The following is a 12,325-nucleotide window of genomic DNA, read 5'->3' as shown; positions in this document are numbered from 1 at the left end:
CGGGTCAGGCCGCGGGGCCGTCCCCGAGGGTGACCGTGGCGGTCTGCGAGGTGCCCGTCGCGTCGGTCCAGGTGACCGTCACGCGGTCTCCCGAGGCGTGCGCCGTCACCGCCGCGGTCAGGGCCTCGGCCGTGGTCACGGGCGTGCCGTCGAGGGCCGTCACCACGTCGCCGGCGACGAGGCCCGCCGACTCGGCCGCGCTCCCGTCGACCGTGCCGGCGATCGGCACGCCGGCGACGCCGCCCGTGGCGGTGCTGGCGATCTCGGCACCGAGGAAGGCGGGGAGGCCGATCTGGACGGTCGAGCTCGACGTGCCCGACTCGATCCGGCGCGCGATGTCGAGCGCGTCGTCGATCGGGATCGCGTAGCCCGTGATCGGGGTGGTCCCCGAGGAGGCGGCGGTCACGATGCCGACGACGTCGCCGGAGGCGTCGCGGAGGGGCCCGCCGGAGTCGCCCGAGACGACGTCCGACCGGAGCTCGATGAGCCCGCTCAGCGACTCCGTCCCCGTGCCCGACTCGCTCTGGACCTGGATCGACTCGTCGGTCGACAGGACCGTGCCCGTCGCCGTCACGAGGTCTCCGGTGCCGCCCGCGTTGCCCGTCGAGTGCACGGCGTCGCCCACGGCGACGTCGCCCGAGTCGTCGAACGTCACGGGGGTGAGCCCGCTCGCGTCGCGCAGCTGGAGCACGGCGACGTCGTTCGTCGCGTCGGTGCCGACGACGTCGGCCGTGTACGTCCGCCCGGAGGCCTCGTCGGTCACCTGGATGCTCGTCGACCCCTGCACGACGTGGTTGTTGGTCAGCACGAGCCCGTTCGCCGTGAGGACCATGCCCGTGCCGGCCGACTTGTACGACTCGTCGTAGTTCAGCGTCGAGACGATGGTGACCACGCCCGCGGTCTCCGCCTCCGTCGCGGGCACGGCCGACGACTCGGTCGTGCCCGTCCCGCCCTGGGTCCCGTCGCCCGGCAGCGCGCTGCCGGTGCCGCCCTGAGCGCTCCCCGAGCCGCCCGTGCTGCCCGAGCGGGGGCCGAGCAGCTGCGGAGCGAGCTCGAGCGCCTGCCGCTGGGCCGCCGCGGAGGCCGCGGCGGCCTCGCCGGCCGTGCGGCCGACGGCCCAGGCTCCCGCACCGGCGCCGCCGGCCACGAGCACGACCGCGGCGGCGGCCCCGGTCAGCGCGAGCCAGCGCCGCGAGCGTCGACGGCCCCCCGCGGCGACGGGCGACGCGCCCGGCCCGGCGAAGGTGGGCGGGACGGCCGAGCCGGGAGCCGCGTCGTACGACTGGTGCCCGTCGTCGGCCACGGGGCGGGCCGCGGAGACGTACCGGGCGTCCGACGAGCCCGTGACGTGGGGGAGGACGTGGGCGGTCGGCGAGCCGTCGCCGGCGGCCGACGGCGTCGGGGCGGGCTGTGTCGTCGGGGTGGGCTGGCGGACGTCGTCCGTGACGGCGTCGGTGCGGGCGTTCTCGTCGCGCTCGGGGTGGTCCATGGGGTGCCTCCTGTGGCTGTCGTGGTGACGTGCCCCCATCAGACGTCGGCACCCTGTCCGTTCCCGATGACGAGTCCATGAACGCGTCGGGAGTCGCATGAGGAGGAGCCGTGAAGGGCGTCGCCCTCGGACGCCCCGTCGCCCCCGGGCGGCCTCCGAGGGCGGATCCGGTTCCCGTCGGCGGTCCGAGTTCCTATACGCTGGGACGCCGAAGGAGGTCCACGATGGCAGAGCCCGACAACAACGTCCCCGGCACGCACGACGGTGACGACGTTCACACCCGTGCTCACCAGGGCCACGCGTCCGACCCGGCACCGTCGGGGGTCGACACGACCCTCAGCTTCAACGAGGAGTTCCAGGCGCAGCTCGCCGCCCTCGAGGGCGGCGTCTCCACCGACGAGCGCGAGGCCGTCACGGCCCTCCCCTCCGGGTCCGCCCTCCTCGTGGTCCGCCGCGGCCCCAACATCGGCGCCCGGTTCCTCCTCGACTCCGACGTCACCGTGGCCGGTCGCCACCCCGACGCGGGCATCTTCCTCGACGACGTGACGGTCAGCCGCAAGCACGCGGAGTTCCGCCGCTCGGGCACGACGTTCACCGTCCGTGACCTCGGCTCGCTGAACGGCACGTACTTCGACGGCACCCGCATCGACGAGGCCCTGCTCAGCGACGGCGCCGAGGTGCAGGTCGGCAAGTTCCGTCTGACCTTCTACGCCTCGCGCGTCGACCTCGCCAAGCTGGCGATCGGGTAGTGCCCCGCTCCTCCGCCGCTCGCTCCGCCGAGTCGGGTCCCGTCGACCTGCTCACCATCGGCCAGGTGCTCGCGCGGCTCAAGTCGGAGTTCCCCGACCTCAGCAACAGCAAGCTGCGCTTCCTGGAGGAGCGCCAGCTCGTCACGCCGGTGCGCACGCCTTCCGGCTACCGCAAGTTCTCGCCGGCCGACGTCGAGCGCCTGCGCTTCATCCTCGGCCTGCAGCGCGACCACTACCTGCCGCTCAAGGTCATCCGCCAGCACCTCGACGACCTCGACGCCGGCCGCCCCACCTCGCTGCCCACCGGCTCGGCCCCCGTGTCGATCGTGTCGCACCCCCGCCGCGTCACGCGCGACGAGCTGCTCGACCGCACCGGCGCCTCCGCGGGCCTCCTCGACGACGCGATCAGCGCCTCCCTCGTGGCCCCGTCCGACGTGTACGGCGACGACGCCGTGACGATGCTCTCCGCCCTCGTCGAGCTGTCGCGGTCGGGCATCGAGCCGAGGCACCTCCGGGGCGTCCGATCCTCCGTCGAACGCGACCTGGGCCTCGTCGAGAACGCGCTCTCGTCGGTCGCTCGTCGCCGCGACGCCGCCGGCCGTGCCCGTGTCGCCGAGCTCTCGCGCGAGATCACCGAGCAGCTCGACGTCGTCCGCGGCGCGCTGCTCCGCACCGCCCTCGAGCGCCTCGACACGTAGACGGCGGGGCGGCGGAGGAATATCCTCGACACGCCGACTGCTCCGGGCGGATGTCGCCTCGTCCGACGCCTCGTGTGGGTACCTTGGGTCTTGGTCAAACCATCAACCCGATGTTGAACGTTACGGGTCTGGACGAAGAACAGTGGAAGGCAGCTGCATGAGTGAGTCAGGGTCCCCCGAGGATTCCCGCTACGAGCTGGGACTCCTGTTCACGGACGGCCTGCCCGAGCTCGACTCCGACAGCGGCTACCGCGGCACCGTCGCCGCCCGCGCCGCCGGGATCAGCTACCGCCAGCTCGACTACTGGGCCCGCACCGGGCTCGTCGAGCCCACCATCCGCGGCGCCGCCGGCTCCGGCTCGCAGCGCCTCTACGGCTTCCGCGACATCCTCGTGCTCAAGCTCGTGAAGCGCCTCCTCGACACGGGCATCTCGCTGCAGCAGATCCGGACGGCCGTGAACCAGCTCCGCGAGTCCGGGGTCAACGACCTCGCGCAGACCACGCTGATGAGCGACGGCGCCAGCGTCTACCTCTGCACGTCGGACGACGAGGTCATCGACCTCGTCAGCCGCGGCCAGGGCGTCTTCGGCATCGCCGTGGGCAAGGTCCTCCGCGAGGTGGAGACCAGTCTCGTCGAGCTCGACAGCACGCCCGCCGCCGACCCCTCCGACGAGCTCGCGGCGCGTCGCGGCACCCGCGCCAGCTGACCGGCCCGCCGGCCTCCACGTCGAGACGGCCCCCTCGTCACCGTGAGGTGCGAGGGGGCCGTCGTCGTGGAGGGGCGCCGTCGATCAGCGGGCCGCGGGCTCCGCGTAGTCGCCGATCTTCGCCGTGCGCATGATGCGCTCGAGCAGCTGGTCGAAGTTGCGGGCCATCTCCTGGGCGCTCTCGCCGGGCCACGCGTGGAGCGGCTTCGCGGCGCCCTGGGCCTGCTGCAGGGAGGTGCGCTCCGGCAGCTGGGGGCTCAGCACGAGGGGGCCGAACATGTCGCGGAGCTCCTTGATGCGGAACTGGTGCTCGATGGACTGCACGCGCGCGCGGTTGACGATGATGCCGAGGGGCTGGAGGCGCGGTGACAGCCCGCGACGGATCTCCTCGATGGCCCGGAGCGCGCGGTCGGCCGCGGCCACGCTGAACAGGCCGGGCTCGGTCACGACGGTGACGCGGTCGGACGCGGCCCAGGCGGTGCGGGTGAGCGCGTTGAGCGACGGGGCACAGTCGATCAGGACGAGGTCGTAGTCGGCCTCGACGTTCGCCAGGGCCTCCTCGAGCTTCCAGATGTCGCGGATCGACGGGTGCGGGCCGTCGAAGTTGATCGCCGACGGGCTGCCGATCATGACGTCGATCTTGCCCTGGCGGCCCTTGGTCCAGCCGCTCGGCGCGATCGCGGCGCGGACGGTCTTCTCCTTGGGGGAGGCGAGGACGTCGGCCACGTTGAGGTGGCCCGCGACGGTGATGTCGAGGCCCGTCGAGACGTCGGACTGCGGGTCGAGGTCGACCACCAGGGTACGGAGGCCCTTGGCGAAGGCCGCCGACGTGAGCCCGAGCGTCACGGTCGTCTTGCCGACGCCGCCCTTGAGAGAACTGACGCTGAGTACATGCACGACCACGACGATACCGTCCCCGGCGTCGAGACGCCTGCACGTCGTCCGCGCGGCACGCGGCGGGTGGACGCGCGGAGGGGGCGCGGCATGGTGGAGTAGGGGGGTGACCGTCAGAACCATCCGCCTCTTCGGCGACCCCGTCCTCCGTTCCCCGGCCGACCCCGTCGTCGTCGGCGACCCCCGGCTCGACTCCCTCGTCGCCGACCTCCTCGACACCGTGCGGGAGCCGGGGCGCGCCGGCGTGGCCGCGCCCCAGATCGGGGTCGACCTGCGCGCCTTCAGCTACAACGTCGACGGAGAGGTCGGCTACGTGCTCAACCCCGTGGTCGTCGAGGCCTCCGGCGAGCGGGAGCTCGTCGACGAGGGCTGCCTCTCGGTGCCCGGCTTCTGGTTCCCCACCCCGCGGTGGTCGTACGCCCGGGTCGAGGGGGTCGACCTCGCCGGCGACCGCGTGGTGCTCGAGGGCACGGGCCTGATGGCCCAGGCGCTGCAGCACGAGACGGACCACCTGGCCGGCACCCTCTACGTGATGACCCTGGAGCCCGAGACGAAGCGCGACGCGATGCGCCAGATCCGGGCCAGCGACTGGTGGCGCGCGTAGCTCGCGGCGCCGCCGGCCCGGGTCGTCAGCGGCCCCGGCGCCCCGTCGGGGCGTCCGGGACGGTGCGCACGGACTCCGTGGTCGGGAAGACCGTGTAGAGGTCGGCGATCTCCTGGGCGAAGTCGCGCACGACCACCGCGCGCTTGACGCTCATCTTCGGCGTCAGGTGGCCCGCGGCCTCGGTGAGCTCCACCGGCAGCACCACGAACTTGCGGATCGACTCGGCCCTCGAGACGGCGTCGTTCGCCACGTCGACGGCCCGCTGCACCTCGGCGAGCACCTTGGGGTGCCGGGCGGCCTCGGCCAGCGGCATGTCCGCCGCCTCGCCCGCGTTGTTGAGCCAGACGGGCAGCATCTCGGCGTCGAGGGTCACGAGGGCGCTGACGAACGGCTTCTGGTCGCCGACGACGACGACCTGCCCGACGAGCGGGTTCGCCCGGATCGGGTCCTCGAGGGCCGCCGGGGCGACGTTCTTCCCGCCCGCGGTGACGATGATCTCCTTCTTCCGACCCGTGATGGTCAGGTACCCCTCGTCGTCGAGGCTGCCGAGGTCGCCCGTGCGGAACCAGCCGTCGCGCAGCACCTCGGCGGTCGCCGTCTCGTCGCGCCAGTAGCCGGCGAAGACGTTCTCGCCGCGCACGAGCACCTCCCCGTCGTCGTCGATGCGGACGGAGACCCCCGGCAGCGCCGGGCCGACCGTGCCGATCTTGAAGCGCGAGACGAGGTTGACCGTCGCCGGGGCCGTCGTCTCGGTGAGGCCGTAGCCCTCGAGCACGCGGATGTCGAGGCTGCGGAAGAAGTGCCCGAGGCGCGTGCCGAGCGGGGCGGAGCCGGAGACCGCGTACCGGATCCGGCCGCCCATCGCCTTCTTGAGCTTGCTGTAGACGAGCCGGTCGAACAGGGCGAAGCGGAGCTTGAGGCCGAGGGGCACCTCGCCGGCGTCGAGCGCCTTGCTGTGGGCCACCGCGACGGCCGCGGCCCGCCGGAACACCCCGCCCTTCCCGCCGGCCTCCGCCTTCTGCTCCGCCGAGTTGTAGACCTTCTCGAAGACCCGCGGCACGGCGAGGAGGAAGGTCGGCCGGAACGACGCGAGGGAGGGGAGCAGCTGCTTCGTGTCGGCCTGGTGCCCGACCTTGACCCCCGCGTGCACGGAGAGGACGGCGATGAAGCGCGCGAAGACGTGGGCGGTGGTGACGAACAGCAGGGTCGACGACCCGGGTGCGACGACCTCGCCCATGGCGACGGCGGCGTTGCGGCTCGTCTCGACGAAGTTCCCGTGGGTCAGCACGCAGCCCTTGGGTCGGCCCGTCGTCCCCGACGTGTAGATGATGGTCGCGACGTCCGCCGCGGTGGCCAGGCGTCGCCTCCGCTCGATCTCTTCGTCGGGCACGCCCCCGCCCGACGCCGCGAGCTTCTCGAGGTCGCCGAGGTCGATCTGCCAGACGTGCCGCACGTCGGGCAGCTCGGGGTGGACCTCGTCGAACTTGGCGAAGTGGTCGGCGGTCTCGACGATCACCGCGGTGGCCCCGGAGTCGCTGAGGTTCCAGTGGACCTGGCTCGGCGCGCTCGTCTCGTAGACGGGCACGAGCAGGGCGCCCGCGAACCACGTCGCGAAGTCGACCAGCGTCCACTCGTAGCGAGTGCGGCACATCAGCCCGATCTTCTCGCCGGGCTCGACGCCCGCGGCGACCAGGCCCTTCGCGAGGGCCCGGACCTGGGCGAGGAAGTCGCCCGCGGTGACGTCACGCCAACCGCCGACGCCGTCGGGGACGGCGAAGAGGGCAGCGTCGGGGGTGAGGGCCGCTCGTTCGACCAGGAGGTCGGTGGCGTTGGCGGCGGGGTCCGGCTCGACGGCCAGGGGGGTGGTGTGCTCGTTCACGGCAGCTCCTTCGGTACCGAACGACGGTCACCACACCCTAGCCGGACCGGCCCGTCCGGTGGCGAGCCCGGGGGCGGGGCGAGGCTAGACTCCCTGTTCGTGCAGGCAATCGGAATCGACATCGGTGGTACGAAGATCGCGGGTGGCGTCGTCACCGAACTCGGGGAGATCGTCGAGGAGCGTCGCGTGCCGACCCCGGCCGGCGACTCCGCCGCCATCGTGGACGCCGTGGTCGAGATGATCACCGCCCTCCGCGCCGCCCACCCCGACGTCGTCGCCGCGGGCGTCGCCGCCCCCGGCTTCATCGACGCCTCGCAGTCGACCGTCTACTACACGCCGAACATCGCGTGGCGGAACGAGCCCCTGCGCGCCCGCCTGGCGGAGCGCATCGACCTCCCGATCACGATCGACAACGACGCGAACGCCGCGGGCTGGGCCGAGTTCCGGTTCGGCGCCGGGCGCCTCGCCAGCGACATGACCATGCTCACCATCGGCACCGGCGTCGGCGGGGCGGTCGTCGCCCAGGACCGCCTCATGCGCGGCGGCTTCGGCACGGGTGGCGAGCTCGGCCACATGCGCATCGTCCCCGACGGGCTGCCCTGCGGCTGCGGGGCCCGCGGCTGCATCGAGCAGTACGGCTCGGGGCGGGCCCTCCTGCGGATGGCCGGCGAGGTCGCCGACCAGGGAGGGGTCGGCAGCGCCCTCGCGGAGGTGCGCACGCGCAAGGGCGAGCTGACCGGCCACGACGTCAGCGACCTGCTCACGGCGGGGGACCCGGGCGCCCTCGAGGCCCTCCGCCAGCTCGGCACCTGGCTGGGCCAGGCCGCGGCGTCGCTGAGCGCCATCCTCGACCCCCAGGTCTTCGTCTTCGGTGGAGGCGTCGCCCAGGCCGGCGAACTGCTGCTCGCCCCCGTCCGCGCGGCCTACCTCGAGCACCTGCCGGCGCGCGGTTACCACCCCGAGCCCGAGTTCGTCATCGCCGAGCTCGTCAACGACGCGGGCGTCGTCGGCGCCGCCGACCTCGCGCGGGTGCACGCCGCGAGCCGCTAGGCTCCGACCGCTCAGAGAAGAGAGGCTCCGCCCGATGCTGTACTGGTTCCTCAAGACGTTCGTGGCGAGCCCGCTCGTCCTCACCGTCTTCCGCCCGTGGGTGCGCGGCCTCGAGAACGTGCCCGCGACCGGTGCCGTCATCTTCGCGAGCAACCACCTGTCGTTCGTCGACTCGATCTTCCTTCCCCTGGCCCTCGAGCGCCGCATCTCCTTCCTCGCCAAGAGCGACTACTTCACGGGGCGCGGCGTCAAGGGCTGGGCCATGCGGCTCTTCTTCACCGCGACCGGCCAGCTCTCCATCGACCGCTCGGGGGGCAAGGCGTCGGAGGCGTCGCTCGCGACGGGCCTGGCGGTCCTGGCGCGGGGCGAGCAGTTGGGCATCTACCCCGAGGGCACGCGCAGCCCCGACGGCCGCCTCTACCGGGGCCGCACCGGCGTCGCCCGGATGATCCTCGAGGGGCACGTGCCGGTCGTGCCGGTCGCCATGATCGACACCGAGAAGGTGATGCAGACCGGCACGAAGATCCCGAAGATCCGCCGCGTCGGGGTCGTCTTCGGCGAGCCGCTCGACTTCAGCCGGTTCGAGGGCATGGAGGGCGACCGGTTCATCCTCCGGTCCATCACGGACGAGATCATGTACGAGCTGGCGGCCCTGAGCGGCCAGGAGTACGCCGACGTGTACGCCTCCTCGGTCAAGGAGAAGCGCGCGGCCCTTTCGCGATAAGCTCGCTCGTCGGAACCGACTGGCTCCGCCCCGCCGAGACGCAAGGACGACCGTGGTCCAGCCCCCTGAACCGTTCGCAGCCATCGCCGACGCCGACGTGCTCGAGGGCCTCGACCGCTGGCGCACCCTGCCGATCAAGCAGCAGCCCCGCTGGCCCGACGGCGCGGCCGTCGAGGCCGCCTCGGCCGAGCTCGCCACGCTGCCGCCCCTCGTCTTCGCCGGCGAGGTCGACACCCTCCGCGAGCGCCTCGCGGCGGCGGCGCAGGGGCGGGCGTTCCTGCTGCAGGGCGGCGACTGTGCCGAGACCTTCGCCGGGGCCACAGCCGACCAGATCCGAGACCGGGTCAAGACCATCCTCCAGATGGCGGTCGTGCTGACCTACGGCGCCTCGATGCCCGTCATCAAGATGGGCCGCATGGCCGGCCAGTTCGCCAAGCCCCGCTCGAGCGACGACGAGACCCGTGACGGCGTGACCCTGCCCGCGTACCGCGGAGACATCGTCAACGGCTACGACTTCACGCCCGAGTCCCGGCGTGCCGACCCCGCACGGCTCGTGAAGGGGTACCACACCTCCGCGTCCACCATCAACCTCATCCGGGCCTTCACGCAGGGCGGTTTCGCCGACCTCCGCCAGGTGCACAGCTGGAACAAGGGCTTCGCCCGGAACCCCGCCAACGCCCAGTACGAGAACCTCGCCCGTGAGATCGACAAGGCCATCCGCTTCATGGAGGCCGCCGGGGCCGACTTCGACGAGCTCAAGCGCGTCGAGTTCTACACCAGCCACGAGGGCCTGCTGATGGACTACGAGCGCCCCATGACGCGCATCGACAGTCGCACGGGCACGCCCTACGTCCTCTCGTCGCACTTCGTCTGGATCGGTGAGCGGACGCGCGACCTCGACGGTGCCCACGTCGACTTCCTCTCCCGGGTGCGCAACCCCATCGGCGTCAAGCTCGGCCCGAGCACGACCCCCGACGACATGCTGCGGCTGATCGACGTGCTCGACCCCGACCGCGAGCCCGGCCGCCTGACCTTCATCACGCGCATGGGCGCGGGCAAGATCCGCGACGCCCTGCCGCCCCTCCTCGAGGCCATCACGGCCGCCGACGCCACGCCGCTCTGGGTCAGCGACCCGATGCACGGCAACGGCCTCACGACGCCGACGGGCTACAAGACGCGTCGGTTCGAGGAGATCATGGACGAGGTCAAGGGCTTCTTCGAGTCGCACCGTGCCGCGGGCACCCACCCCGGCGGCATCCACATCGAGCTGACCGGCGACGACGTGACCGAGTGCCTCGGCGGGTCCGAGCACATCGACGAGGCCACCCTGGCGACGCGGTACGAGTCGCTCTGCGACCCGCGGCTCAACCACATGCAGTCGCTCGAGCTCGCGTTCCTCGTCGCGGAGGAGCTGGCGGCCGTCTGACCCGCGCCTCCCGCATCCCCCTGCGCCTGACGCCCCGTCCTCCTCGAGAGGGCGGGGCGTCAGGCGTCGGGGGCGAGCTACTCGACCCGGTAGCTCAGGGTGACGGTGGAGCCGCGAGAGGCGGTGGCGCCCGCGGCGGGGTCCGTCGCGGTGACGGTGAGGCGCGCCTCCCAGTCGAAGAAGGCGCAGGTGAAGTTCGTGCACTTGTCGTAGGTCACGCGGAGGCCGAGGGCACGCAGGTCGGCCACGGCGTCGTCGATGGTCTTGCCCGTGACGTCCGGGACGGTGACCGGTGCCGGCCCCTTCGAGACGACGAGGTCGATCGAGGCGCCGGGGACGACGGCGCCCTCGCCCTGGGCCGCGCTGCGGATGACCGAGCCGGAGGCGACGGTGTCGCTGAACTCGGTGCCCGCCTCGACCCCGGTCAGCGACACGGCGGCGAGGGCCGCCTGGGCATCAGCCAGCGGCTGGCCGCTGACGTCCGGGACGGCGCCGGCGGAGACCGTGAGGGTCACCGGCTGCTGATCGCCGTACTGCGGGGCGGCGGCGAGATCGACGGGCGCGCCGGCGGCGTCCACGCCGCTGACGGCGAGCACGGTGCCCTCCGGGGCGGAGTCGTCGAACTGCCGGGCGGACTCCTGGACGGTGAACTGCCCGAGGGCGGAGCGGGCGTCGTCCTCGGACAGTCCGACGACCACGGGGAAGTCCAGCTGCTCGGGGCCCTGCGAGACGAGGAGCGTGACGGGGCGGTCCCGCGTGATGCGCGAGGCGGCCGACGGATCGGTCCCCGTGACCTGGCCCGCCGGGACGGTGGGCGAGAAGTCGGGTCGTTGGTCGCCCGCCACGGTGAGGCCCGCGGCCTGCAGGGCGCTCGTCGCCGTGGCCGGGTCCTGGCCGGCGACGTCCGGGACGGCGACCTGCGCGCCGGGGCCGGCGCTGAACCACCAGCCGGCGCCGCCGGCCAGCAGGGCGAGCACGACGACGAGTGAGAGCCACACGGCGCCTCGGCGCCGCCGCCGGGCAGCCACGGCGGCGAGCTTGTCGACGTTCGCGGCCTGCGGGGGCGGGACGGGCCCTGTCCGGTGGCGCGCCCGGGGGAGGACGTGCGTCTCGCCCGTCGCCCCGTGGGGGAGGACGGACGTCGCCGAGGTCGGCGACGTCGCGGGGGCGGGCGGCAGCACCATCGTGCGCTGCGGGGGCCTCGCGCCCGCCGGGTCGGCCAACGCCCGCTGCACGTCGACGAGCTGCTCGAGCAGCGCGCGGGCGTCGCGGGGGCGGTGCTCGGGGTCACGGGCCGTGGCCCAGAGCACGAGCTCGTCGAGCTCCACCGGCACGCCCGGTGCGACGAGGCTCGGTGCGGGCACCGTGTCGTTGGCGTGCTGGTAGGCGATCTGCATCGGCTGCTCGCCCTTGTAGGGCTGCTCGCCGGTGAGCATCTCGTAGAGCATGATGCCGAGGGCGTAGATGTCGCTGCGGGTGTCGGCGATGCCGCGCGTGACCAGCTCGGGCGACAGGTACGCGATCGTCCCGAGCAGGGCCGCACCGGTGGCGGTGTTCGCGGTGGCGGCGCGAGCGAGCCCGAAGTCGCCGATCTTGATGCGGCCGTCGTCGGCCAGCAGCACGTTCTCGGGCTTGAGGTCGCGGTGCACGATGCCGGCGCGGTGCGCGGCGGCGAGGCCGGCCAGCACCGCCTCGAGGATGTCCATCGCCTGCTCGCTCGTGAGCACGGAGTGGTCCTGGAGCAGTTCGCGCAGCGTGATGCCCGGCAGGTACTCCATGACGAGGTACGCACTGTCGTCGTCCTGCCCCTGGTCGAAGACGTTGACCACGTTGGGGTGGGCGAGCCGGGCGGCCGAGCGGGCCTCCTGGATGAAGCGCTCCTTGAAGGAGGCGTCGTCGGCGAGGTGGCCGTGCATGATCTTGATCGCGACGCGACGTTCGAGCCGCAGGTCGGTGGCGAGGTACACGGTGGCCATGCCGCCCCGGGCGATGCGAGAGCGGACCTGGTAACGATCGTCGATGAGACGGCCGATCATCGGGTCAGTCTGGTTCACGCTCACCCCGCAGATTCTACGGACTCGCCCCGTCCCGGCAGCGCGGACTCAC

11 protein-coding genes are annotated in these 12,325 nt (G+C 72.9%); 7 read left to right on the top strand and 4 right to left on the bottom strand.

The genetic code is table 11. The annotated features are described in order from the left end of the window. Nucleotides 1-4: 4 nt before the first annotated feature. Complete coding sequence (locus ASF82_RS06980) at nucleotides 5-1,489, bottom strand: S1C family serine protease (protein ID WP_082514373.1); 1,485 nt, start codon at nucleotides 1,487-1,489, stop codon at nucleotides 5-7. Nucleotides 1,490-1,713: 224 nt separating this feature from the next. Between ASF82_RS06980 and ASF82_RS06975 the strand changes: the two genes are divergently transcribed. The 3 genes from ASF82_RS06975 (at nucleotide 1,714) to ASF82_RS06965 (ending at nucleotide 3,642) form a co-directional block, all read left to right on the top strand. Beyond that, a complete protein-coding gene (locus ASF82_RS06975; RefSeq protein ID WP_056055126.1) occupies nucleotides 1,714-2,238 on the top strand; it encodes an FHA domain-containing protein in 525 nt (174 codons plus the stop codon). Next, nucleotides 2,238-2,936, top strand: coding sequence for a MerR family transcriptional regulator (locus ASF82_RS06970; protein WP_056055123.1), 699 nt, complete (start codon nucleotides 2,238-2,240; stop codon nucleotides 2,934-2,936). The genes ASF82_RS06975 and ASF82_RS06970 overlap by 1 nt, the downstream gene beginning before the upstream one ends. Before the next feature lie 157 nt (nucleotides 2,937-3,093). After that, a complete protein-coding gene (locus ASF82_RS06965; protein WP_056055120.1) occupies nucleotides 3,094-3,642 on the top strand; it encodes a MerR family transcriptional regulator in 549 nt (182 codons plus the stop codon). 84 nt (nucleotides 3,643-3,726) lie between these two features. Here ASF82_RS06965 and ASF82_RS06960 read toward each other — a convergent pair whose 3' ends face one another. Then, nucleotides 3,727-4,539 (bottom strand): ParA family protein, encoded by an 813-nt coding sequence (locus ASF82_RS06960; RefSeq protein ID WP_056055961.1) that lies wholly within the window; start codon nucleotides 4,537-4,539, stop codon nucleotides 3,727-3,729. Nucleotides 4,540-4,642: 103 nt separating this feature from the next. Here ASF82_RS06960 and ASF82_RS06955 point away from each other — a divergent pair, with 103 nt between their 5' ends. Further along, nucleotides 4,643-5,140: a peptide deformylase gene (locus ASF82_RS06955; protein WP_056055118.1), complete on the top strand. Its 498-nt coding sequence runs from the start codon at nucleotides 4,643-4,645 to the stop codon at nucleotides 5,138-5,140. Between the two features lie 25 nt (nucleotides 5,141-5,165). On the opposite strand, the gene ASF82_RS06950 is transcribed toward ASF82_RS06955, so the two are convergent. Then, on the bottom strand, nucleotides 5,166-7,019 hold the full coding sequence (locus tag ASF82_RS06950; protein ID WP_056055115.1) for a long-chain fatty acid--CoA ligase: 1,854 nt from the start codon (nucleotides 7,017-7,019) through the stop codon (nucleotides 5,166-5,168). A 99-nt stretch (nucleotides 7,020-7,118) separates the two neighbouring features. Between ASF82_RS06950 and ASF82_RS06945 the strand changes: the two genes are divergently transcribed. From ASF82_RS06945 to ASF82_RS06935, 3 genes are read left to right on the top strand one after another with little or no spacing between them, the layout of a single operon-like run. Continuing rightward, entirely contained in the window at nucleotides 7,119-8,069 is a 951-nt protein-coding gene (locus tag ASF82_RS06945; protein ID WP_056055112.1) for an ROK family glucokinase, read from the top strand. 34 nt (nucleotides 8,070-8,103) lie between these two features. Further along, nucleotides 8,104-8,793 (top strand): 1-acyl-sn-glycerol-3-phosphate acyltransferase, encoded by a 690-nt coding sequence (locus ASF82_RS06940; RefSeq protein ID WP_056055110.1) that lies wholly within the window; start codon nucleotides 8,104-8,106, stop codon nucleotides 8,791-8,793. Nucleotides 8,794-8,845: 52 nt separating this feature from the next. Continuing rightward, nucleotides 8,846-10,219: a class II 3-deoxy-7-phosphoheptulonate synthase gene (locus ASF82_RS06935; RefSeq protein WP_056055107.1), complete on the top strand. Its 1,374-nt coding sequence runs from the start codon at nucleotides 8,846-8,848 to the stop codon at nucleotides 10,217-10,219. A gap of 77 nt (nucleotides 10,220-10,296) precedes the next feature. Here the strand turns inward: ASF82_RS06935 and pknB are convergent, their stop codons facing one another. Next, nucleotides 10,297-12,255 carry a Stk1 family PASTA domain-containing Ser/Thr kinase gene (gene pknB, locus ASF82_RS06930; protein ID WP_369814262.1) on the bottom strand — a complete coding sequence of 653 codons (1,959 nt, stop codon included), beginning with the start codon at nucleotides 12,253-12,255 and terminating at the stop codon, nucleotides 10,297-10,299. Nucleotides 12,256-12,325 lie beyond the last annotated feature (70 nt).

This window comes from Frigoribacterium sp. Leaf164 (assembly GCF_001423665.1).
GTDB classification, from domain to species: Bacteria; Actinomycetota; Actinomycetes; order Actinomycetales; family Microbacteriaceae; genus Frigoribacterium; species Frigoribacterium endophyticum.
This window is presented reverse-complemented; position numbering and strand designations above follow the sequence as displayed.